Here is a 23,670-nt window from a genome sequence, read left to right as displayed (position 1 = left end):
CCGCTTTTTCATTTCTCAGCTATCGGGTTTCTCGCCATACCAGCGCGGCGTGTACACCCACTCCCCACCGGCAGCCCGTGGAAAAGTGCAGGTCGTGGAGGATCCCACCAGCACCATGGTGCGCATGTCCACCTGATCCGGTGTCAATGCGCCGAGTGTCGTCACCCGCAACGTCTGCCCCGGACGACCGATATCACGGCCCAGCACCACCGGTGTCTGCGGCACACGGTGTTGCGCGACGATTTCCAGTGCGCGCCCCAACTGCCATGGCCGGGCGCGGGAGATCGGGTTGTAGAACGCCAATGCCAGATCGGCTTCGGCGGCCAGATCCAGACGCTTTTCGATGATCGACCACGGCTTGAGGTTGTCCGACAGCGACATCACGCAGAAGTCGTGGCCCAGCGGCGCACCGGCCTGAGCAGCGGTGGCCAGCGAGGCGGAAACACCCGGCAGGATTTCCAGATCGACGCTGTGCCACGCCGGATCCGTCGACTCGTGCAACGCTTCGAGCACCGCCGCCGCCATGGCGAACACGCCCGGATCGCCCGAAGAAACGACGATCACCGAACGGCCCTCAGCGGCCAGCCTGAAGGCATGACGGGCACGCTGCATTTCTTCGCGATTGTCGGTGCAATGCTGAACCTGATCGTCGCGGAACGGACCGGCCATGCGCACGTAGGTTTCGTAGCCGAGCACATCGGTGGCTCGAGCGAGCTCGGCTTTCACCGCCGGCACCATCAGCTCCGCCGCACCAGGGCCAAGGCCGATGACAGCCAGACGTCCGCGCGGACGACCGATCTGCGAAACATCCAGCGGCTGTTCGGCCACGGCGATGGCTATATCGTGGGATGTTGTGATGATTCGAGCGTCAGGGACTGCATCGCGAGCCAGCTCACCGATGTCATTCGCTGGCGCAACAAAGCGCAGCGGCACCGCCAGCTCGAGCGCAGCTTCACGTAATGCCGGGCTGGCCATCTGAACGTCAGCCGCCACCAGACAGGCCAGCGATTGAATCGCCACCCCGGCCTGCTGCAACGCACCGCGAATCGTGCCCGGCAGGTCAGTCACGTCTGAACCGACCGCCACCGCCACGCTGCGCGGATAAATCAGCAACTCACTGGCGCTCGCCATGCGGGCATCGCTGCTCACATGAATCGAACGCTGTGCCAGGGGATCTTCCGGCAGTTGCGCCTGCTCAAGCCACGGCGCAGCACCGTCGATGCGCACACTGTGGCCGGCGAGCAGATCAGAGACAAAACGTTTGCCCTGCTCCAGATCGCCTAGCGCGTAACCGCCGGGCGGGTTGAGCAGGCAAGTGCCGAAACGCAATTCGCCGCTGGTGGTGATCGCCGCTGCGACTTCAAGTGCTGCTGCGATCTCGCGGGCCATGACGTTCACCCCGCCGAGGCCGCCGAGCAACGGCACCACGGCGCTGCCGTCTTCAGCCACGGCGAGCACCGGCGGCTCGACGCCTTTTTCCAGCAACAGCGGCGCCAGGGTTCGAATGACAATGCCGGCCGCGCACAGGGCAATGATCGGCGTGTCCTGTTGATACAGCTCACGCAGGGTCGTGCCGAACTCGCTGTAAGTCTGATCGGCGCCTTCGACGCGTCCGCAGAGGCCGTGAATCTGCGCAGCCGGATAAACCTGTTGCAGGCGACGGGCCGTGGCCAGTGCGCCCTGGCCGAGAATGACGATGGCCGGTGTGGAATGAGTCATCAGCCTTGCCACCGTTCGCCGGGCACAATGATCAGCGAGAAGTACGGCGACGACATCGGCTCGACCTCATCCAGCGGCACGATCTTCTGGTTGGCCATGGTCGCGCGCTCGACGTACAGCGCACGCTCGGCCAGACCCAGTTCTGCCAACACGTCGCGTACTTTCGGGAAGTTGCGCCCCAGCTTCATGATCACCGCCGCGTCAGCATCGGCCAGACGCCGCTTGAGCTCGTCATGAGGCAGCACGCCGGACAGCACTGACAGGCTCTGATTGCGATACACCAGCGGCGCGCCCAGCACCGAAGCGCCGCCGAGCATCGAGCAGACGCCCGGCACCACTTCGGCTTCGTAACGGCTGGCCAGGCGATCGTGCAGGTACATGTAGGAGCCGTAGAAGAACGGGTCACCTTCGCAGATCACCGCCACATCGCGACCGGCGTCCAGGTGCGCGGCCACTTCCTCGGCAGCGTCATCGTAGAAATCGCTGATCACCTGTTCGTAGGACAGCGGCGCCGGCAGCACTTCGGTGGTCACCGGGTACACCAGCGGCAGCAGATTCTGCGCGTCCTGCAGATGCGCTTCGATGATGCCGAACGCGTTGCCCTTCTTGCCCTTGGCCACGAAGTACGCCACCACCGGCGATTCGCGCAGCAGGCGCAGGGCCTTGACGGTAATCAGTTCCGGATCACCGGGACCGACGCCCAGACCAATCAAACGTCCTTTAGCCTGCATCATTCGATCTCCGTGGCGAGGGCATTGACCGCAGCGGCGGCCATGGCGCTGCCGCCGAGGCGGCCCTGCATGATCACGAACGGCACGCCACGGCTGTTGGCGGCCAGCTCGGCCTTGGATTCGGCAGCGCCGACGAAGCCCACCGGGAAGCCGAGGATCAGCGCCGGTTTCGGAGCGCCGGCGTCGAGCATTTCCAGCAGATAGAACAGCGCGGTCGGCGCGTTGCCGATCACCACCACGCTGCCTTCCAGATGCGGGCGCCACAGTTCCAGCGCCGCTGCCGAGCGAGTGTTGCCCAGTTCACGCGCCAGCTCCGGCACGCTGTCATCGCGCAGGGTGCAGATCACTTCGTTGTTGGCCGGCAGGCGCGCACGGGTCACGCCCTCGGAAACCATTCGCGCATCACACAGGATCGGCGCGCCAGCGGCCAGCGCGTCGCGACCGGCCTTGCCGGCGCCTTCGGAGAATTGCAGCCCGTCGATGGCCTCGACCATGCCGCAGGCGTGGATCACCCGCACCGCGAGTTTTTCCAGATCGGCCGGGATGCGCGCCAGGTTGGCCTCGCTGCGAATGATCGCGAAGGAGTTGCGATAGATCTCCTGACCGTCGCGGATGTAATCAAGCATCAAGGGGGCTCCGTGAGCGGGCGGCGAGCAGGGCCGCGGCCGCTTCGATAGTAAGGTTGTGGGCGTGCAGCGCGCCAAAACCCGGCAGCGCTGCATCGCGAAAATAGAGATCGTAGTGACCGGGGCCCACCGCCAGCAGAGTCACCGCAGCCCGGTGTGCGGCGGCGCAGGAGCGCGAGCAGCCGGACAGGTGCACATCCACGGCGTGCGGCAACAGCGTAGCCAGACGGCGGGCATCGTGTTTGGTGTCGGCAAGACCTTTGCCGCAGCCGTTGGCGCCGGTGCAGGCGATCAGGCGCGTCAAAGGATCTTCGACATGGGTCAGCAGGTTCAGCCTGCCCAATTCGTCGAGCACTTGAACCGCATCGGTTTCCCGCACAGCGGGCAGCAACAGACTCTGCCAAGGGGTGAAACGCAGGCTGCCGTCGCCAAAGGCTCTGGCCAATTGCGCGGCGCCACGCAGCATGTCCGGATCGAGGCGGCCGAGCGCCGGTGTGGCACCGACATAGACCTGACCGGCCGATTGCTGAGGATGAATGCCGATGTGCAAGCCCTCCGGCACGGTTTCACGTTGCCAGTCGGCGACGTTTTGCAGACTGATCCGCTGACCGAGTTTTTCGAGGAACTCCGGTGCCGGACATTCGTCCAGCAGATGCCGCATTCGCGTCTGCTCCGGTCGGGCCAGATCGAGGAAAAGTTCCAGCACCGCGAGCACCAGTGCGTGTCCGTCCGCAAGCGCCACGGCGGCCAGCGGTCGATCCGTCGGGCAACCCGCCAGGCCGAACGCCAGCAGCGTATCGCCGTGATCTTCGAATGCCGACAACCACAGATCGTGGGGATGTTCGAGCATCGCCAGTGCCTCGCCACCGTCCAGTTGCACGGCGAACTTGGCACTCAGCTCGTGGAAGCGCGGATGGCTTTGCAGGGTCTCGAGAATCTGCCCGGCCAATGGGCGGGTATCGAAGCGCAACTGCGGGTCGATGCCGGCGGCGGGGCTGAGCATCAGGTTGCGCACGTCGTCGCCCGCTGCGGTTCGCGGCCCGAGACCGGCAGCCAGCAGGCTGTCGATCAGCGCAGCGGACTGCTCGCCGATCCCGCGAATCTGCAGATTGCCCCGGTTGGTCGCCTCGATCGCCCCGCCGGCAAACCGCTCGGCGGCATTGGCCACCGCATCGGCCTGGTCGGCCGTGATCGAACCGCCATCGAGCTTGATCCGGCAGATGCCACCATCCAGCGCCTGGACGATACGCAGCAACCCCGGACAGGCCGAGGGGCGTATGGCATTGGACATCGGACGTTCGTTCAAGGGCTGGCAGCTCTGTGGGAAAGGCGCTTCGCGGGCGAAGGCGCGGTATTATGCCTGCTTTGTCCGACGGCATGAAAAGTCTGCCCGTCGGAACGGCGCGTTTGCGGACACTTTTTTGAGAGGCTACAGATGTCACCCTGGCTGACAGTAGTAGGAATCGGTGAAGACGGCTTCAAGGGCCTGGGCAAGAATGCCCGGCGCGCCCTGATGGGCGCTTCGCGGATCATCGGCGGTCAGCGTCAGCTGGATCTGTTGCCGGTGTGCATCCGTGGCGAGCGTCAGTTGTGGCCGAGCCCGTTTTCCCTGGCCCCGGTGCTCGAGCGTCGCGGCGAAGCGATGTGCGTGCTGGCCAGCGGTGATCCGATGTTCTACGGCGTTGGCGCGAGTCTGGCGCGGCAGGTGCCGGGGGCCGAGATGCTGGTTCTGCCGGCGCCGTCTTCGTGCTCGCTGGCGGCTGCCCGACTGGGCTGGCCGTTGCAGGAGGTGGTGATCGTGTCCTTGGTGGCACGACCGTTGGCCGCCCTGAATGCACAGTTGTCCAGCGGCGTGCGCCTGTTGCTGCTGAGCAATGACGGTCAGAGCCCGGCCGCCGTTGCGGCATCGCTGCGCGAGCGTGGATTCGGCGCCAGTCGCCTGAGTGTTCTGGAACATCTGGGCGGCAACGCCGAGCGCCGGATCGACGGCACCGCCAACGACTGGAACGACCCGCTCATTGCCGACCTCAACGTGATCGCCATCGAATGCCTGGCCGATCCGCAGACACCACGCCTGTCCCGCCTCGCCGGTCTGCCGGACTCGGCCTTCCAGCATGACGGCCAACTGACCAAACGCGACGTGCGCGCGATCACCCTCGCCCGCCTCGCCCCGACACCGGGCGAACTGCTGTGGGACGTCGGCGCCGGCAGCGGCTCGATCGGTATCGAGTGGATGCGTGCTCATCCAAGTTGCCGCGCGCTGGCCATCGAGGCCGATGACGGCCGACAGCAGTTGATCGAACACAACCGCGACGCCTTGGGTGTTCCCGGCCTGCAACTGATTCGCGGCAGCGCACCACAGGCCCTTGTCGGGCTGGAACGTCCGGACGCCATTTTCATCGGCGGCGGCGTGACCCGCGAAGGCGTGCTCGACACCTGCTGGGAGCAACTCAAACCCGGTGGCCGGCTGGTCGCCAACGCCGTGACCCTGCAAAGCGAAATGACCTTGATGAGCTGGCGCGAACGCCATGGCGGCGAGCTGACCCGCATCCACATCGCCCAGGCGCAACCGCTGGGCGAGTTCGACACCTGGCGCCAGGCGTTGCCGATCACCCTGCTCGATCTGGTCAAACCCCTCGATGCGTGACGAAACCGCCGAACAACCCGCGCCCCTGCGCAGCGGCCTGACCACCGGCAGCTGCGCCACGGCCACCAGCCTTGCTGCCGCCCGCCTGCTGCTCGGCGGAGCGGTGGCGGACGCCGTGCAGATCGTGTTGCCCAAGGGCAAGCAGGTGCAGATGCGTCTGGAGTTCTGCCGGCTGACCGATGACGGCGCGGAAGCCGGGACGATCAAAGATGCGGGCGATGATCCGGACGTGACTCACGGCGCCCTGCTCTACTCCCGTGTGCAACTGATCGACGAGCCGGGAATTCGCTTCATCGCCGGTAAAGGTGTCGGCACCGTCACCCGCCCGGGACTGGTGCTGGCCGTCGGCGAACCGGCGATCAACCCGGTGCCGCGCAAGATGATCAGCGATCACCTGACGCTGCTCGCCGAAGAAACCGGCTATAACGGCGGTTTCGAAGTGACGGTCAACGTCGAGGGCGGCGAAGCCCTGGCGCTGAAAACCATGAACCCGCGCCTGGGGATTCTCGGCGGGCTGTCGATCCTCGGCACCAGCGGCATCGTCCGGCCGTTTTCCTGCGCGGCGTACATCGCCTCGATCCATCAAGGCATCGACGTGGCGAAAACCAACGGCTACCTGCACATCGCCGCCTGCACCGGCAACGCCAGCGAAGACACCATGCGCCGGGTCTACAACCTGCCGGAAATCGCCCTGATCGAAATGGGCGACTTCGTCGGCGCCGTGCTCAAGCACCTGCGCAAAGTGCCTGTGGATAAACTCAGCCTGTGCGGCGGCTTCGGCAAGATCAGCAAACTGGCAGCCGGGCACATGGACCTGCACTCGCGCCACTCGAGCATCGACCTGCCGCAACTGGCCGAGTGGGCGGCGGCGATTGGCGCCGACGACACCTTGCAGCAAGCCATACGCGGGGCGAACACCAGTCAGCAGGCATTGGCGATGGCCAGTGCGGCGGGTGTTGCCCTTGGCGATGAAGTTTGCCGCCATGCTCTGGAATTCGCCCGCAGCGTGGTGCCGGCTCAGGTGCAGGTCGAGGTGTTTGCGATTGATCGTCAGGGCGGCATCGTTGGCCATGCGGGGGCTTTTACATGAAACGGATTTTGTTGCTCGGCGGTGTGACTGAAGCGCTAGCCATCGCGCGCACGTTGGGGCCGGAACACATTTACAGCCTGGCGGGCGTCGGCCGGGTCCCGACCGATCTGACATGTCAGGTGCGCGTCGGCGGCTACGGTGGCGCCGAAGGTCTGGCGCAGTTCATTCGCGACGAGGGCATCGATCTGCTGCTCGACGCGACCCATCCCTACGCCGCACAAATCAGCCGGAACGCCGCCACCGCTGCAAAACTCACCGACATCCCCTGCTGGGCCCTGCGCCGCCCGGCGTGGCAACCGCAACCGGGCGATGACTGGCGCGAAGTCGCCGACTGGGCCGAACTGATCACCGCCCTCGAACCCTTCCGTCGCCCCCTGTTCACCCTTGGCCGCGAACCGCTGCAACACCTCGATGAAATCCCCGCGCACCAGTTCTGGACCCTGCGCGCCCTCGACGTCTACCCCGGCAACGAACGCTGCGAAGTCATCGGCGCCCGTGGCCCCTTTCTGCTGGAAGATGAGCGAGCACTGTTCGAACGGCGGCAGATCGACGTGCTGATCAGCAAGAACAGCGGCAGCACCGCGACCGAGCCGAAACTGGACGTGGCGCGGGAGCTTGGGGTACCGGTGATGGTGTTGAAGCGGCCGGTGTTGGCGGGGGTTGATCGGGAGTTCAAGTGTACGTCTGAAGTCCTGGAAGCCCTCTCTACGTCAGATAATTCCTGATTTCGAGCTAATCCTTGATTTGACCGGCAGAATTTCAGGAACCAGCCGACTGTTCGCCCCTGCCACCTCACGCCAAGATTTCGATTCCTTTAATCCACACAGATTTGCAGCGAGCAAATTCTTGAAGCGCACTGCTGCCTTCAAGAAAAACGCGCCTTGTCAGTCTGTATCCCAAGGAATACGATTTCGACATGATCGAATTTGAACGATCCCCTGCATTTGCCGATTGGCTCGACTCGATGAAAGACACCAACGGCAAAGCTCGCATCATCGCCAGAATTCGAGGTGCAGAGCATGGAAATATGGGTGATTGCGAGTTCGTTGGCAGTGCCGTTTATGAAATGCGCGTTCATTACGGTCCCGGCTACAGGATGTACTTCACACGTAAAGGTAACGTGATTTATCTGCTACTGCTGGGGGGCGACAAGTCGACACAAAAACGAGATATCAAACGCGCCATCCGGATGGCGCAAAGCATCGGTAATGAGGAGTAAGTCATGACCGAAAAATTCACCCGCTTCGACGCTGCAGAGTTTCTTAAAACGCCGGAGGAAATGGCGGCTTACCTGGACGCCTGTTTTGACGAAGATGCTGGCGATGGCGTTCTCATCCGTGCAGCGCTTAATGACATTGCCCGCGCCCAAGGCATGACTCAGGTTGCGCGGGATGCAGGTCTGGGTCGTGAAAGCCTTTATAAAGCGCTGAGCAGCACTGGAAATCCGGAATTCGCGACTATCATGAAAGTCATGAAGGCGCTGGGTTTGCGGTTGCATGCCGTAGCAGGCTGAATCCTCTGCGACACCAAACCGCACGACGCTTTTTTACTTATCGGCCCTGATCAGGCTAAATAGCCGCGCCTGATCGCCCACCCTACGGATCTGTCCCATGAACCGACACCGGCTCGCATTTGCCTGGATCGCCTGCTTTGCAGTGCTGTTCAACATGCTCGCCATGCCGTTGACGGGAGCGATGGCGCAGGCGGCGCAGACGCCGGCCGAGCAGTTGCTGTGGAGCAGTTTCTGCACCGGCAGCGGGACGAAGATGGTGGCGATCGACATCGGCAGCCTCGATCAGAAAGCGCCGCAAAGCGGTGACCATCATTCGACCATGCAGCATTGCTGGTGCTGTTCCGGATCGGCGCCGGTGATGGCGTTGCCGGGGCATTCGCCGCAGCTGTATTTCGCCCGATACGAAAGCAATCGCAGCGTGGCGCCCGCCTTGCTGCAGACTCCGACACCGCGCCAGCAATGGCCGAGCCTCAATCCCCGCGCCTCTCCTCTGGTTTGATTTGTTCCCGCATTTGACCTGCGTTTCAAATCGTTCTGGAGAACTGCCATGTTGAACAAATTCATCGTCATCGCTGCGCTGTTGCTGCCTGCGTGCTTCGCCCATGCCCACGAATACAAGGCCGGCGAGCTGGAAATCGCCCACCCGTGGTCGCAGGAACTGCCGCCGAACGCGCCGACCGTTGCCGCGTATTTCATCATTCACAACGCCGGCAAAACCGCTGACCGGTTGCTCAGCGTCGATTCGCCCATCGCCCCGACAGCCGAACTGCACGAACACGTGATGCAGGGCGACCTGATGAAGATGCAACAGGTGCCGAACGTGGCGATCCCGGCCGGTGGCAACGTGACCTTTGCGCCGATGGCCTATCACGTGATGCTGATGAATCCGAGCGACCGCAGTCTGCTCACCGACGGCAAGCGCTTCCCGCTGACCCTGCACTTCGAAAAGGCCGGTAACGTGACCGTCGAAGTCGCCGTGCAGAAGAAGCCACCGCAAGACATGCCGGAACACGCGCACGCCCAGTAACCCCTTCGGCAGACTCCGCCCATGCGCCCGCGCAGCGCCAGGTCGTCCGTGCAACGCCGTCAGACTGAACACCTGACCCGCGGCAGCTGGATCGCCCTGTTCGCCATGTTGATGATCTTCATCGGCCCGCTGATTTCCCAGTCGATGCCGATGGATCAGCACGCCTCGACCTCCATGCCGATGAGCATGGACATGTCGATGGACATGCCGGGCATGGATCATGCCGGGCACGGTGCACAGCCCTCGGCGGAACACTGCCCGCCGCAATCCTCGCACCACGTGCTGTGGGAAAAGTGCGGCTATTGCAGCCTGCTGTTCAATTGCCCGGCGCTGACCAGCGGCGGCAGCTTTGCCACTTTCAGCATTCCACTCGTCAACACCTTCACCCCACCCTCCCCGCGTCTGGGCCATGCCCGGCAGACCTTCTTCCCCGGCGCCCGCACCCGCGCCCCGCCCGTCGCAGCGTAAACACCTACCTCTGATTGCACACGGTTGAGAAGACAGCTTCAGGCTGCCGGCCGTGTCGTTTACGACTGTTTGATGGAAATTGTCATGTCCAGGTTTTCTGCTGTCCCACGCCCGGGTTGTGCCCCGGCGTCCTTTGCCCTGAACGAATCCCGCGTTCGTTTCAGGCACGCTACCGCCGTCCTTTGCGGCGTCCTGCTTTCCCCGCTGGTTCACGCCGATGAACACACCGGCCATGCTGACGAACTGAGCCCGACGGTGATCACCGCCATCGCCCCGAGCTCGCCGCTGACCATCGTCACCAATCCGAAAGATCCGCGCCAACCGGTGCCGGCCAGCGACGGTGGCGACTACCTGAAGACCATTCCCGGCTTCGCCCTGGTGCGCAACGGCGGCACCAACGGTGATCCGGTGCTGCGCGGGATGTTCGGTTCGCGTCTTAACATTCTCACCAACGGCAGCATGATGCTCGGTGCCTGCCCCGGCCGGATGGACGCGCCGACCTCGTACATATCGCCCGAGACCTACGACAAACTCACCGTGATCAAAGGCCCGCAAACCGTGCTCTACGGACCGGGCGCCTCGGCCGGCACGATCCTGTTCGACCGCGAGCCGGAAAGCTTCGGCGAACTCGGTACCCGCGTGAATGCCAGCGTGCTGGCGGGCTCCCACGGCCGCTTCGACAAAGTCGTCGATGCGGCGGCCGGCGGATCGCTGGGCTATGTGCGGGTGATCGGCAACACCGCGCAGTCCGACGACTACCGCGACGGCAACAACGACATCGTTGCCTCGCGTTATGACAAGTGGAACGGCGACGTGGCGCTGGGTTGGACTCCCGATGCCGACACCCTGATCGAACTCACCGCCGGCAAGGGCGACGGCGAAGCGCGCTACGCCGGACGCGGCATGGACGGCTCACAGTTCCTGCGCGAAAGCCTCGGTCTGCGCTTCGAGAAATCCAACATCACCGATGTACTGGAGAAGCTCGAAGCCCAGGTCTACTACAACTACGCCGACCACGTGATGGACAACTACACCCTGCGCACGCCGTCCGGCACCGGGATGATGGCAGGTCCCATGGCGTCCAACGTCGACCGTCGCACCCTCGGCGCACGGATCAAGGCCACCTGGCGCTGGGCCGACATCCAGCTGATCACCGGGCTCGATGCGCAGACCAACGAACACCGTCAGCGCAGCGGCATGGGCATCGATACCTACAAGGATCAGCCGTACACCAAGGACGCCGACTTCCATAACTACGGGGTGTTCAGCGAGATGACCTGGTACGCCGCCGACCGCGACCGGCTGATTACCGGCGCCCGGGTCGACCGAGCCTCGGCCAAGGATTACCGCCAGACCACCGGCTCGGGAATGATGTCTCGCCCGAATCCGACTGCCGGCGATACCCGAGCCGACACCCTGCCCAGTGGCTTCATCCGTTACGAGCATGACCTCGCCGACAGCCCGACCACGCTCTACGCCGGCCTCGGCCACGCACAACGATTCCCCGATTACTGGGAACTGTTTTCGCCCAAGTCCGGCCCGGCGGGTTCGGTCAATGCGTTCGATTCGATCAAACCGGAAAAGACCACTCAGCTGGACTTCGGCGTGAACTACAAGGACGCCGATCTCGAAGCCTGGGCCTCAGGCTACATCGGCGTGGTGCGCGACTACATCCTGTTCGACTACACCCCGACGATGATGGGCATGAGCACCTCCCGCGCCGAGAACATTGACGCGCGGATCATGGGCGGTGAACTCGGCGCCGCCTACAAACTCACCGACAACTGGAAAGCCGATGCGACCCTGGCCTACGCCTGGGGCAAGAACAGCAGCGACGGCAAGGCCCTGCCGCAGATGCCGCCGCTGGATGCACGTTTCGGCCTCACCTACAGCGAAGACAACTGGAGCGCCGGCGCACTGTGGAGGGTGGTTGCCGCGCAAAACCGGATCGACCAGAACAAGGGCAACGTGGTCGGCAAGGATTACGACAAGAGTTCGGGCTTCGGCGTGTTCTCGCTCAACGGTGCCTACCGGATCAACAAGAACTGGAAGGTCAGTACCGGCGTCGACAACCTGTTCGGCAAGGCTTACGCCGAACACCTCAACCTGGCAGGCAACGCCGGGTTCGGCTATCCGGCCAACGACCCGCAAGCCATCAACGAGCCGGGGCGCACGCTCTGGACCAAGGTGGACATGAGTTTCTAACCCTCAAGGGCACTCGCTCCTCTTGAGGGAGCGAGTGACAACAGACAACTAGAAGATCCAAGCCAAGCGGAGCACTCGTGATGACACAGCCCAAACCGAATTTCTACAACCTGGCCTGGCGTTGGCATTTTTATGCCGGACTGTTCGTCGCGCCATTCATGGTGATGCTGGCCCTGACCGGCATCATTTACCTGTTCAAGCCGCAGCTCGATTCACTGATGTACAGCAGCCTGCTGAACGTCCCCGCCGGACATCACACCGTGCCGGCCGACGACCTGCTGCAAAAGGTCAGAAGCGCTTATCCACAAGGCCAGGTCACCCAGTACCTGCCACCGGCGAACGCCGAGCGCAGTGCGCAATTCGTGGTGAAGAATGCCGGCCATGAGCTGAACGTGTTCGTTGATCCGTACCACGGCGACATCCTCGGCGAGCAGGATGCCAAGCAGAACCTGCAGGCGCTCGCCCGGGCGATCCACGGCGAACTGATGATCGGCACCGTCGGTGACCGGCTGATCGAACTGGCCGCCGGGTGGGGCGTGGTGCTGGTGGTGTCCGGGGTTTTCCTGTGGTGGCCGCGAGGTCAGGCAGCGGGGATTCTGTGGCCACGCCTGAACAGTCGCGGTCGCGTGCTGTGGCGTGACCTTCACGCGGTCACCGGGTTCTGGGGCGCGGCACTGCTGCTGGTGATGCTGCTCAGCGGCATGACCTGGACCGGCTTCTGGGGCAAGCAGTACGCCCAGGTGTGGAACGTGTTCCCGGCGGCGATGTGGAACAACGTGCCGACCTCCGACGTCGAGGCCGGCAGCCTGAACAACGCCGCGCGCCAGACCGTGCCGTGGGCGATGGAAAACACGCCAATGCCGATGTCCGGTGACCACGCCGAACACATGGCCCACGGCGGCATGCAACACGGCCCCGCCGCGCCGAGCATCCGCCTGCAGGATGTGCAGAACATCGCCATCGAGCGCAAGGTCGAGCCGGGCTACAGCATCACCCTGCCGACTACTTCCACCGGTGTGTTCACCATTGCGGTGTTCGCCGACGACCCGCGCAACGACGCGACCCTGCACGTCGATCAGTACACCGGCAAGGTGTTGGCCGACGTGCGTTTCGAGCAGTACGGCGCGGTTGCCCGGGCCACCGAGATCGGCGTGATGCTCCACGAAGGCAAGATGTTCGGCACCTTCAACCAGATCATCGTGTTGCTGATCTGCCTGATGATCCTGCTCAGCGCCGTCAGCGGCGTGGTGATCTGGTGGAAGCGTCGGCCCCAGGGCAAATTCGGCGTGCCGCCGCTGCGCCACGATCTGCCGAAGTGGAAAACCGGCGTGGCGATCATGCTGGTGCTGGCGGTGGTGTTTCCGCTGGTGGGGGCTTCGCTGGTGGTGGTGTGGTTGCTGGATCGGCTGCTGCTGTCGCGCCTGGGCCGACAAACTGAATCTGCCTCAACTTCATCATGAAACAGGCGAGATGCGCGAGCCAGACAGACCTTTAAACTGCCGGGGCTTAAACTCCGGCAATTTTTAGTGTTACTGTATAACGCAAATTTGCTGCTCTGCCCGCAGCCATGCACTGTCATGAGCCTGCGGGCTTTTCTTTTGAAGAAGTGATTCACCGCCCCGATGAACAAGTACCTCTTGTCCAGCCTCTGTCTGTTCGCCTTGAACAACAGCGCCCACGCCGACAACGCCCCGCTGACGCTGCCCACCGGCACCATCACCGCCCTGGCCAATGACGACCAGACTGTCAGCCTGACCACGCCGACCAGTGCCGGCTCGCGCCTGAACCTCAGCGCGATGGAAACCCCAGCCAGTGTCGAAAGCCTGAGCGGCGAACAAGTCCGCACCCGTGGCGACCGCAGCGTGCAGGACGCGGTGTCGCGCAGCACCGGCATCAGCCGCACCGGCACGCCGGGCGATGGCGGCACTTCGTTGCAGGCCCGGGGTTTTACCGGACAGAGTTCCGTGATGCAGTTGTATGACGGCAACCGCATGTACACCGGCATGGGCACCGTGACCTTCCCGGTCGACACCTGGTCGGTGGAGCGCGTCGACGTGCTGCGCGGCCCGGCCTCGGTGCTGTACGGCGAAGGCGCGACCGGCGCGGTGGTCAACATGATCCCGAAGAAGCCGTTCGCAGGCGAAATCGAAAACCATGTGCGGGTCGGCTACGGCTCGTTCGACAGCCAGCAACAGTCGTTCGACAGCGGCGGCTCGCTGACCGATACCCTGAGCTATCGCCTCAACCTCAATCGCCTGCGCAGCAACGGCTGGGTTGATCGCGGCGACTCGTCCAGCGACTTCATCAGCGCCGCCCTGCGCTGGCAGGCCACTGACGACCTGATCTTCACCCTTGCCCACGATTACGGCGATCAGCGCCCGCAGAACGACTTCGGCACACCGCTGATCAACGGCCAGTTGAAAGACAGCCTGCGCAACAAGAACTACAACGTGCGCGACGACAAGCAGCACTACAACGATCAATGGACGCGCCTGACCACCGATTGGCAGATCAACGACGCGGTCAGCGCCAGCAACGAGCTGTACTACCTGAAAGCCCAGCGCCGTTGGCAGAACGCCGAAAACTACAACTTCGACGCTGACAGTCAGCAGCTCAGCCGCAGCGGCTACTTTGGCATCGGCCACAAACAGGAGCAGGTCGGCGACCGCCAGACCTTCACCTTCAAGCATTCGCTGTTTGGTCTCGACAGCCAGACCGTGACCGGCGTCGATTACAACCGCATCCGCTTTCAGCTCGACAGCAATTCGCCGTTCAACGATGTATTGCCGAGCGGCAAGCCGCTGGATCGGTATCACCCGCAGATTGGCTATTTCGAGAGCGCCGACCCCTATCGCGATCAGTTCGACAGCACCACCAGACAGATGTCGGTGTTCGCCGAAAACCGCACGCAACTGAGCGAGCGCTGGTCGCTGGTGACCGGTGTGCGCCGCGACTACGTGCACGTGGATCGCAACAACCTGGTCGACGGCAGCCAGAGCGACAAGACCCTGACCGGCAACAACTGGAAGGCCGGGCTGGTGTTCGCGCTGACGCAGGACACCTCGTTCTACGGCCAGGTCGCCACCAGCACCGACGGCGTCGGCGGCCTGATTTCCCTGAGCCCGAGTCAGCAGCAATACGACCTGTCCACCGCGCGGCAAACCGAGATCGGCCTGAAGCAGCTGTTCTGGGATCAGCGCGGCGAGTTCACGTTGGCGGCATATCGCATCGTGAAGAAGAAGCTGCTGACTGACGACCCGGGCAACCCGACGCTCAAGCAACAGGTCGGCCAGCAATCGTCGAACGGCCTGGAGGCCAGCCTCGATCTGCAACTGCCGAACGCCTGGCAACTGCAGGCCAACGCCGCAATCGTGAAGGCCAAGTACGACGATTTCGAAGAAGTGATCGGCGGCGTGCCGGTGTCGCGTAATGGCAATCGCCCGGTGGACGTGCCACGGCGCACTGCCAATCTGTGGCTGAGCAAGGCGCTGACCGATGATCTGAAAGCCGGCGCCGGTGTGCGTTATGTCGATGCGCGTTATGCCGACATGGCCAATCGCAACGAGCTGCCGAGTTACACCGTGGTCGATGCGACGCTGTCGTGGAAAGCCCTGCGCAACACCACGCTGGGGTTGCAGGTGAACAATCTGTTTGACCGGACGTATGCACAAAGCCAATACAATGAGGGGCAGCAGTGGATTCTGGGTGAGCCTCGTTCGTTCTTTGTCACGGCTGACTACACCTTCTAGAACAGGAACGAAATGACCTCACTGTCCCTCACCGATCTCGCCTGGACACCCCTGGGCCACGGCCACTGCCATCACCAGTTCCAGCTGCGTGACGCCTCGCTGCAAGTGGCCGCCGGTGAGTTCGTCGGGCTGATCGGGCCCAATGGCAGCGGCAAGACCAGCCTGTTGCGCTGCGCCTACCGCTTCAGCCAGCCGGAACGCGGTGAGGTCAAACTCGACCACCACAACGTCTGGAAACAATCTTCACGCTGGTGTGCGCAACGCATCGCCGTGGTGCTGCAGGAATTCCCCGACGCCTTCGGCCTGACGGTCGAAGAAGTGGTCGCCATGGGCCGCACGCCGCACAAGGGTCTGTTCGATGGCGACACACTGGAAGACCGCCAGCTCGCCACCCAGGCCCTCAAATCCGTGGGCCTCGACGGCTTCGAAGACCACGCGTTCGCCACCCTTTCCGGTGGTGAAAAACAGCGTGTGATTCTGGCCCGCGCCCTGACCCAGCAACCGCAACTGCTGATCCTCGACGAGCCGACCAACCACCTCGACCCGCGCTATCAGCTGGAACTGCTGCAACTGGTCAAGCGTTTGCAGATCGGCACGTTGGCGAGCATCCACGACCTGAACCTGGCCGCCGCGTTCTGCGACCGTTTGTATGTGATCAACCACGGTCGCATCGTCGCCAGCGGCACCCCGCAACAAGTCCTGACCGTCGAACTGCTGCGCGACGTGTTCGGCGTCGAAGCACTGATCGATTCCCACCCCCTCCACGGCTACCCGCGAATCACCTGGATAACCCGACCATGACTGCGCGCTCCCTGCTTTGCCTCGCTCTGTTGCTGGGCACCACTCAAGCCTTTGCCGAGGCCACGAAGTACCCGCTGACGATCCAGAGCTGCAACCGCGAAGTGACCTTCGAGCAAGCGCCGAAACACGCGGTCAGTCACGACATCAATATGACCCAGATGATGCTCGCCCTCGGCCTCAAGTCGAAGATGGCCGGTTACAGCGGCGTCAGTGGCTGGAAATCGGTAACGCCTGAAATGCAGAGCCTGCTCGACGGTCTGCCGGAACTGGCAGCCAAGTACCCGTCGGTGGAAACCCTGCTCAACGCCAACGTCGATTTCTTCTTCGCCGGCTGGGATTACGGCATGCGCGTCGGCGGTGATCTCACGCCGCAGACCCTGCAACCGCTGGGCATCAACGTCTATGAACTGACCGAATCCTGCGCCTTCGTGATGAAGCGCCCGGCCGCCACGCTGGACGACACTTACAACGATCTGCGCAACCTCGGAAAGATTTTCGACGTGCAGGACCGCGCCAACGCGCTGATCGCCGACATGCAAAGTCAGGTCGCGGAAATCCGCAAAAACCTGCCCGCTGAAAAACCACGGGTGTTCCTGTACGACAGCGGCGAAGACCGCGCCATGACCTCCGGCCGCCTCGGCATGCCGCAGGCGCTGATCGACGCCGCCGGCGGGCGCAACGTGCTCGATGACGTAGAAGCGAGCTGGACCCGGGTCAACTGGGAAACCGTGGTCGAGCGCAATCCGCAGGTGATCGTGATCGTCGACTACAGCGAAATCACCGCCGAGCAGAAGATCGAATTCCTGCTGAAGAACAAGGCACTGCAATCGGTGGACGCGATCAAGAACCAGCGTTTCATCGTCATCCCTTACGTGCAGGCCACGCCGGGGATCGACAACGTGCTCGCAGTTGAAACCCTGGCCAAAGGGTTCCACGGCGAATGATCGATCGTCGCTATGCGCTGCTGCTGATCGCCCTCGGTGCCGTGCTGCTGGTGTCGTGCGTGGTGTCGCTGGGCTTCGGCCCGGCGCGGGTGCCGGTGGACGTGGTGTGGCGGATTCTGCAGCACAAACTGTTCGGCCTCGGCGTGCCGGACTGGAGCGCCGGCCAGGAGCTCATCGTCTGGCTGATCCGCGTGCCGCGCATGTTGCTCGGTGCATTGGTGGGTGCAGGGCTGGCGTTGATCGGCGCGGTGCTGCAAGCGGTGACGCGCAATCCGCTGGCCGATCCGCACTTGCTCGGCGTCACCTCCGGTGCCACCCTCGGTGCAGTGATCGTGGTGCTGCACGTCGGTGAAATCGTCGGCCTGCTGACCTTGCCGATCGCCGCATTCATCGGCGCATTGTTGAGCATGTTTCTGGTGCTGGGCATCGCCAACCGTCAGGGGCGGCTGGACAGTGATCGTCTGCTGCTGTGCGGCGTGGCCGTGTCGTTCGTGATGATGGCGATCGCCAACCTGCTGCTGTTCATGGGCGATCACCGGGCAAGTTCAGCGGTGATGTTCTGGATGCTCGGCGGACTCGGTCTGGCGCGCTGGGAATTGTTGGCGGTGCCGGCGCTCAGCGTGTTGCTCGGACTGATTCTGCTGATCGGCATGGCCCGTCCGCTGAACGCCTTGATGGCCGGCGAACAGACCGCCGTCACCCTCGGCCTGAATGCCCGGGCGGTGCGTCTGCGGGTGTTCGTGATTGCTTCGTTGATGACCGGGGTACTGGTGTCGATCAGTGGTTCCATCGGCTTTGTCGGGCTGATGGTGCCGCACATTGCCCGGCGTTTGATCGGTGCAGAGCACCGGCGTCTGCTGCCGGTGTGCGTGTTGCTCGGCAGCGTATTCCTCGTCTGGGTCGACGTCGCCGCACGCACGCTGATTGCTCCCGAAGACCTGCCCATCGGCGTCGCCACCGCGGCCCTCGGCGGGCTGTTCTTCATCGGCCTGATGCGCCGTCGCTGACTCCTCGGGGCGCGCCCCATTCTGGCGCACCCCGCTGCACCTTTGCATGCAACACGTCCTCCGATGGTGCGCGGACTTTGCGCGCAACCGCTCTAAACCGACATTTCCCTGCTCAAACACGACCGGGCACAGCCCTTGCAAAACACCCTTCAGTCGTTCGCATCTGCCAACCATAAAAAACTTTAACGTTCATGGAGATCGCACAATGAAGCGTCGCAGTTTGATCAAGGCTTTCACACTCACGGCATCGATTGCCGCGATGGGCATGACCTGGACGGTACAGGCCGCCGAGACCATCAAGGTCGGGATTCTGCATTCGTTGTCCGGCACCATGGCGATCTCCGAAACATCGCTCAAGGACATGGCGTTGATGACCATCGACGAGATCAACGCCAAGGGCGGCGTGAACGGCAAGATGCTTGAACCGGTGGTGGTCGACCCGGCGTCGAACTGGCCGCTGTTCGCAGAGAAGGGCCGGCAGTTGCTGACCCAGGACAAGGTCGCGGTGGTGTTCGGCTGCTGGACTTCGGTGTCGCGCAAATCGGTGCTGCCGGTGTTCGAAGAACTCAACGGCCTGCTGTTCTACCCGGTGCAATATGAAGGCGAAGAGATGTCGCCGAACGTGTTCTACACCGGCGCCGCGCCGAACCAGCAAGCGATCCCGGCGGTTGAATACCTGATGAGCGAAGAAGGTGGCGGCGCCAAGCGCTACTTCCTGCTCGGCACCGACTACGTCTACCCGCGCACCACCAACAAGATCCTGCGTTCGTTCCTCCATTCCAAAGGCGTCGCGGATAAAGACATCGAAGAGGTCTACACCCCGTTCGGCCACAGCGACTATCAAACCATCGTCGCCAACATCAAAAAATTCTCGGCCGGCGGCAAGACCGCTGTGATCTCCACCGTGAATGGCGACTCCAACGTGCCGTTCTACAAAGAGCTGGCCAACCAGGGCCTGAAGGCGACCGACGTACCGGTGGTGGCGTTCTCGGTGGGTGAAGAAGAATTGCGCGGCATCGACACCAAGCCGCTGGTGGGCAACCTCGCAGCGTGGAACTACTTCGAGTCGGTGGAGAACCCGGTGAACAAGAAATTCGTCGCCGACTGGAAAGCCTACGCGAAGAAACACAACCTGCCGGGCGCCGACAAAGCGGTGACCAACGACCCGATGGAAGCCACCTACGTCGGTATCCACATGTGGGCGCAGGCGGCGGAGAAAGCCAAATCCACCGACGTCGACAAGGTCCGCGAAGCCCTCGGCGGCCAGACCTTCGCCGCGCCGTCCGGCTACACCCTGACCATGGACAAGACCAACCACCACCTGCACAAACCGGTGATGATCGGCGAGATCCAGGCCGACGGTCAGTTCAACGTGGTGTGGCAGACCGAGGGGCCGATTCGGGCACAGCCTTGGAGCCCGTTCATTCAGGGCAACGACAAGAAGCCGGATTATGCGGTGAAGAGCAACTGAGGCGGGTTCCGAAACTGAGGTGGACCTGACACTTCCCCCTCACCCCAACCCTCTCCCTCAGGGAGAGGGGGAAAGGGAGCCGATCTTCAAGCCTTTCAAAGCCTGAGATCGACTCGAATCTGCAAGTTGCAGCACATCGCTCAAGCACCTCGGTCAGTCCCCTCTCCCTCCGGGAGAGGGTTAGGGTGAGGGGGCGGTTGAACAGGACACCACCAATGCCAACTGCCATCTACCGCTTTATCTGCGCCATCGCACTTTTGCTACCGATGGCCGCCCACGCCAGCGACGCCGAAGACTTCGTCGCCGCCAACCCGACGCAACAGGCCAAACTGCTGGAAGCCTGGGCCGCGCAGCCCGATCCGGCGCGTGTCGAACTGATCAACGCCCTGCAACAAGGCGAACTGACCGTCGACGGCCAACCCAAAACCCTGCGCCTGAACAACCGCCTGCGGGGTCTGATCGACACCGCACTGGCCAGCCACCAATTGCTCGCCGCCGACGCCAAAACCCGTCTGAGCGCCGCGCAGCAATTGCAGAAAAGCGCCAAACCGGCGCAGCTGAAATTCCTCGACCAGCAACTGGCTGGCGAACAAGATGAAAACGTCCACGCCGCCCTGAGCCTGGCGCTGGCCAACCTGCAACTGGTCGACACTGACCCGGCGGTGCGCCTCGCGGCCGTGCGTCTGCTCGGTGAAACCGGCGACCCATTGGCTCGCACCCGACTTGAAGGCCTGCTCGAACCCGGCATCGAAGCCGACGCCAACGTGCGCACCGCTGCTGAAACCAGCCTCGCCCAGGTCAAACGCAAATTGCTGGTTGGCGAACTGCTCGGTCAGGCGTTCAGCGGCATGTCCCTCGGTTCGATTCTGTTGCTCGCAGCCCTGGGGCTGGCGATCACTTTCGGCCTGCTCGGCGTGATCAACATGGCCCACGGCGAAATGTTGATGCTCGGCGCCTACTCGACCTACGTCGTGCAGTTGATGTTCCAGCGCTACGCCCCGCAGGCCATCGAGTTCTATCCGCTGATCGCGCTGCCGGTGGCGTTCTTCGTCACGGCCGCCATCGGCATGGCCCTGGAGCGCACGGTGATTCGTCACCTCTACGGCCGGCCACTGGAAACCCTGCTCGCCACCTGGGGCATCAGCCTGATGCTGATCCAGTTGGTGCGTCTGGTGTTCGGTGCGCAGAACGTTGAAGTGGCGAACCCCGCGTGGCTGTCCGGCGGGATTCAGGTGTTGCCGAATCTGGTGCTGCCGTACAACCGCATCGTGATCATCGCTTTTGCGTTGTTCGTGGTGGCGCTGACCTGGCTGCTGTTGAACAAGACCCGCCTCGGTCTGAACGTGCGCGCCGTTACCCAGAACCGCAACATGGCAGCCTGCTGCGGCGTGCCGACCGGACGCGTCGACATGCTCGCCTTTGGCCTCGGTTCGGGCATCGCCGGGCTCGGCGGCGTGGCCCTGAGTCAGATCGGCAACGTCGGCCCGGACCTGGGTCAGAGCTACATCATCGACTCGTTCCTGGTGGTGGTGCTCGGCGGTGTCGGCCAACTGGCCGGCAGCGTGTTCGCCGCGTTCGGCCTGGGCATCGCCAACAAGATTCTCGAACCGCAGATCGGTGCGGTGCTCGGCAAGATCCTGATCCTCGCGCTGATCATTCTGTTCATCCAGAAACGTCCGCAAGGCCTCTTCGCACTGAAAGGACGGGTGATCGACTGATGAACCAGCCTCTACTAGTCACGGCCACACAAAAGGCCGGCCCGAAAGTCACCCTCGCTGTCGGCGCGGTGGTTCTCGCCTTGCTGATCGCCCTGCCGCTGCTGTCGCTGTTGCCGGCGGACAATGCGCTGCACGTTTCCGCTTACACCCTGACGCTGGTCGGCAAGATTCTCTGCTACGCCATCGTCGCCCTGGCGCTGGATCTGGTCTGGGGGTACGCAGGTCTCCTGTCGTTGGGCCACGGCCTCTTCTTCGCCCTCGGCGGTTATGCGATGGGCATGTACCTGATGCGTCAGGCCGCCGGTGATGGTCTGCCGGCGTTCATGACCTTCCTGTCGTGGACCGAGTTGCCGTGGTACTGGAGCGGCACCGGCAGCTTCCTCTGGGCGATGTGCCTGGTGGTGTTGGCGCCGGGGTTGCTGGCGCTGGTGTTCGGTTTCTTCGCGTTCCGTTCACGGATCAAGGGCGTGTATTTCTCGATCATGACCCAGGCCCTGACCTTCGCCGGCATGCTGCTGTTTTTCCGCAACGAGACCGGTTTCGGCGGCAACAACGGTTTCACCAATTTCCGCACGATCCTCGGTTTCGGCATCACCGAACCCGGCACTCGTGCGGTGCTGTTTCTGGCGACGGTGCTGTTGCTGGTGGCGAGCCTGTTCATCGGCTGGCGCCTGGCCCGCAGCAAGTTCGGCCGGGTGCTGACGGCGTTGCGCGATGCGGAAAACCGTTTGATGTTCTGCGGCTACGATCCGCGCGGCTTCAAGCTGTTCGTCTGGGTGTTGAGCGCGGTGTTGTGTGGTCTGGCCGGTGCGCTGTACGTGCCGCAGGTGGGGATCATCAACCCCAGCGAAATGTCGCCGACCAACTCGATCGAAGCCGCCGTGTGGGTGGCCCTCGGCGGGCGCGGCACCCTGATCGGCCCGCTGCTCGGCGCCGGTGTGGTCAACGGCATGAAGAGCTGGTTCACCGTGGCCTTCCCCGAATACTGGCTGTTCTTCCTCGGCGCGCTGTTCATCGTCGTGACGTTGTACCTGCCCAAAGGCGTGATCGGTCTGCTGAAGAAACGAGGTGAATCATGAGAGTCACGGCGAGCGCTGAATTCATGCTGGAACCGGCCTTTTTCCCGGTGGAGCCCAACAAGGACGAAGGCACCAGTCGCGACTCGATCGGCCTCGGGCAACGCGTCGGTCCGGGCCTCGACACCCGTCACGGCACGATCCTGACCCTGGAAGACATCAGCGTCAGCTTCGACGGCTTCCGGGCGCTGAACAATCTGAATCTGTACATCGGCGTCGGCGAACTGCGCTGCATCATCGGTCCCAACGGCGCGGGCAAGACCACGCTGATGGACGTGATCACCGGCAAGACCCGCCCGAGCCATGGCAAGGCGTGGTTCGGCGAAACCCTCGACCTGACGCAGATGAGCGAAGTGCAGATCGCCCAGGCCGGCATCGGTCGCAAGTTCCAGAAACCGACGGTGTTCGAAGCGTTGAGCGTGTTCGAGAACCTGGAGCTGGCGCAGAAAACCGACAAGTCGGTGTGGGCCAGTCTGCGGGCGCGGTTGAGCGGCGAGCAGAAAGACCGGATCAGCGAAGTGCTCGACACCATTCGCCTGACCACCTCGGTCAATCGCCCGGCGGGGTTGCTGTCCCACGGGCAGAAACAGTTTCTGGAAATCGGCATGTTGCTGATGCAGGACCCGCAATTGCTGTTGCTCGATGAACCGGTGGCGGGCATGACCGACGCCGAAACCGAGTTCACCGCCGAGCTGTTCAAGTCGCTCGCCGGCAAACATTCGCTGATGGTGGTGGAACACGACATGGGCTTCGTCGGCTCGATTGCCGACCACGTCACCGTGTTGCATCAGGGTAGCGTGCTGGCCGAGGGGTCGCTGGAACAGGTGCAGGACAACGAGCGCGTGATCGAGGTTTACCTCGGCCGCTGAAACTGCAAA

Annotated in this window: 22 protein-coding genes; 18 read left to right on the top strand and 4 right to left on the bottom strand. The window is 63.2% G+C overall.

Annotation, left to right across the window (positions count from 1 at the left end; all coding sequences use genetic code 11):
* Positions 1-15 precede the first annotated feature (15 nt).
* Genes cobJ through cobG form a run of 4 tightly spaced genes read right to left on the bottom strand, consistent with a single transcriptional unit; the run spans position 16 to position 4,367 of the window.
* A complete protein-coding gene (gene cobJ, locus C6Y56_RS03055) occupies positions 16-1,719 on the bottom strand; it encodes a precorrin-3B C(17)-methyltransferase (RefSeq protein ID WP_169428676.1) in 1,704 nt (567 codons plus the stop codon).
* A complete protein-coding gene (locus tag C6Y56_RS03050) occupies positions 1,719-2,453 on the bottom strand; it encodes a precorrin-2 C(20)-methyltransferase (protein ID WP_372238685.1) in 735 nt (244 codons plus the stop codon). Before C6Y56_RS03050 ends, cobJ begins: the two co-directional genes overlap by 1 nt.
* Positions 2,450-3,076 carry a precorrin-8X methylmutase gene (locus C6Y56_RS03045; RefSeq protein ID WP_085609238.1) on the bottom strand — a complete coding sequence of 209 codons (627 nt, stop codon included), beginning with the start codon at positions 3,074-3,076 and terminating at the stop codon, positions 2,450-2,452. The genes C6Y56_RS03050 and C6Y56_RS03045 overlap by 4 nt, the downstream gene beginning before the upstream one ends.
* Positions 3,069-4,367, bottom strand: coding sequence for a precorrin-3B synthase (gene cobG, locus C6Y56_RS03040; protein ID WP_169428675.1), 1,299 nt, complete (start codon positions 4,365-4,367; stop codon positions 3,069-3,071). Before cobG ends, C6Y56_RS03045 begins: the two co-directional genes overlap by 8 nt.
* A gap of 144 nt (positions 4,368-4,511) precedes the next feature.
* On the opposite strand from cobG, the gene cbiE reads away from it, so the two are divergent.
* The 18 genes from cbiE to urtD all read left to right on the top strand — a co-directional run bounded on the left by cbiE (position 4,512) and on the right by urtD (position 23,661).
* Positions 4,512-5,723: a precorrin-6y C5,15-methyltransferase (decarboxylating) subunit CbiE gene (gene cbiE, locus C6Y56_RS03035; RefSeq protein ID WP_169428674.1), complete on the top strand. Its 1,212-nt coding sequence runs from the start codon at positions 4,512-4,514 to the stop codon at positions 5,721-5,723.
* Positions 5,716-6,813: a cobalt-precorrin-5B (C(1))-methyltransferase gene (locus C6Y56_RS03030; RefSeq protein ID WP_169428673.1), complete on the top strand. Its 1,098-nt coding sequence runs from the start codon at positions 5,716-5,718 to the stop codon at positions 6,811-6,813. The genes cbiE and C6Y56_RS03030 overlap by 8 nt, the downstream gene beginning before the upstream one ends.
* Positions 6,810-7,538: a cobalt-precorrin-6A reductase gene (locus C6Y56_RS03025; RefSeq protein WP_169428672.1), complete on the top strand. Its 729-nt coding sequence runs from the start codon at positions 6,810-6,812 to the stop codon at positions 7,536-7,538. The genes C6Y56_RS03030 and C6Y56_RS03025 overlap by 4 nt, the downstream gene beginning before the upstream one ends.
* Positions 7,539-7,729: 191 nt before the next feature.
* Entirely contained in the window at positions 7,730-8,032 is a 303-nt protein-coding gene (locus C6Y56_RS03020; protein WP_085611238.1) for a type II toxin-antitoxin system RelE/ParE family toxin, read from the top strand.
* A gap of 3 nt (positions 8,033-8,035) precedes the next feature.
* Positions 8,036-8,326 carry an addiction module antidote protein gene (locus tag C6Y56_RS03015; RefSeq protein ID WP_085609233.1) on the top strand — a complete coding sequence of 97 codons (291 nt, stop codon included), beginning with the start codon at positions 8,036-8,038 and terminating at the stop codon, positions 8,324-8,326.
* Between the two features lie 97 nt (positions 8,327-8,423).
* The gene (locus tag C6Y56_RS03010) at positions 8,424-8,825 is read left to right on the top strand and encodes a DUF2946 domain-containing protein (RefSeq protein WP_169428671.1); all 402 of its coding nucleotides are present in this window, start codon (positions 8,424-8,426) and stop codon (positions 8,823-8,825) included.
* Positions 8,826-8,873: 48 nt separating this feature from the next.
* Entirely contained in the window at positions 8,874-9,353 is a 480-nt protein-coding gene (locus tag C6Y56_RS03005; RefSeq protein ID WP_169428670.1) for a copper chaperone PCu(A)C, read from the top strand.
* 21 nt (positions 9,354-9,374) lie between these two features.
* On the top strand, positions 9,375-9,821 hold the full coding sequence (locus C6Y56_RS03000; RefSeq protein ID WP_169428669.1) for a DUF2946 domain-containing protein: 447 nt from the start codon (positions 9,375-9,377) through the stop codon (positions 9,819-9,821).
* 84 nt (positions 9,822-9,905) lie between these two features.
* A complete protein-coding gene (locus C6Y56_RS02995) occupies positions 9,906-12,026 on the top strand; it encodes a TonB-dependent copper receptor (protein WP_169428668.1) in 2,121 nt (706 codons plus the stop codon).
* A gap of 80 nt (positions 12,027-12,106) precedes the next feature.
* A complete protein-coding gene (locus C6Y56_RS02990) occupies positions 12,107-13,486 on the top strand; it encodes a PepSY-associated TM helix domain-containing protein (RefSeq protein ID WP_169428667.1) in 1,380 nt (459 codons plus the stop codon).
* A gap of 162 nt (positions 13,487-13,648) precedes the next feature.
* The gene (locus C6Y56_RS02985) at positions 13,649-15,775 is read left to right on the top strand and encodes a TonB-dependent receptor (RefSeq protein WP_169428666.1); all 2,127 of its coding nucleotides are present in this window, start codon (positions 13,649-13,651) and stop codon (positions 15,773-15,775) included.
* A 12-nt stretch (positions 15,776-15,787) separates the two neighbouring features.
* Positions 15,788-16,576, top strand: coding sequence for an ABC transporter ATP-binding protein (locus C6Y56_RS02980; RefSeq protein WP_169428665.1), 789 nt, complete (start codon positions 15,788-15,790; stop codon positions 16,574-16,576).
* The gene (locus tag C6Y56_RS02975; RefSeq protein ID WP_169428664.1) at positions 16,573-17,520 is read left to right on the top strand and encodes an ABC transporter substrate-binding protein; all 948 of its coding nucleotides are present in this window, start codon (positions 16,573-16,575) and stop codon (positions 17,518-17,520) included. Before C6Y56_RS02980 ends, C6Y56_RS02975 begins: the two co-directional genes overlap by 4 nt.
* Positions 17,517-18,527 (top strand): FecCD family ABC transporter permease, encoded by a 1,011-nt coding sequence (locus C6Y56_RS02970; RefSeq protein WP_169428663.1) that lies wholly within the window; start codon positions 17,517-17,519, stop codon positions 18,525-18,527. Before C6Y56_RS02975 ends, C6Y56_RS02970 begins: the two co-directional genes overlap by 4 nt.
* Positions 18,528-18,732: 205 nt before the next feature.
* Complete coding sequence (urtA, locus tag C6Y56_RS02965; protein WP_169428662.1) at positions 18,733-19,998, top strand: urea ABC transporter substrate-binding protein; 1,266 nt, start codon at positions 18,733-18,735, stop codon at positions 19,996-19,998.
* A gap of 215 nt (positions 19,999-20,213) precedes the next feature.
* Complete coding sequence (gene urtB, locus C6Y56_RS02960) at positions 20,214-21,716, top strand: urea ABC transporter permease subunit UrtB (protein ID WP_169428661.1); 1,503 nt, start codon at positions 20,214-20,216, stop codon at positions 21,714-21,716.
* Positions 21,716-22,795, top strand: a complete 1,080-nt coding sequence (gene urtC / locus C6Y56_RS02955) for an urea ABC transporter permease subunit UrtC (RefSeq protein ID WP_169428660.1) — start codon at positions 21,716-21,718, stop codon at positions 22,793-22,795. Before urtB ends, urtC begins: the two co-directional genes overlap by 1 nt.
* Positions 22,792-23,661: an urea ABC transporter ATP-binding protein UrtD gene (gene urtD / locus C6Y56_RS02950; protein ID WP_085746541.1), complete on the top strand. Its 870-nt coding sequence runs from the start codon at positions 22,792-22,794 to the stop codon at positions 23,659-23,661. The genes urtC and urtD overlap by 4 nt, the downstream gene beginning before the upstream one ends.
* Positions 23,662-23,670: the final 9 nt, after the last annotated feature.

The organism is Pseudomonas fluorescens, from assembly GCF_012974785.1.
GTDB lineage: Bacteria > Pseudomonadota > Gammaproteobacteria > Pseudomonadales > Pseudomonadaceae > Aquipseudomonas > Aquipseudomonas fluorescens_BT.
The sequence above is the reverse complement of the archived record's forward strand: the minus strand, read 5'-3'. Positions and strand labels throughout refer to the sequence as shown.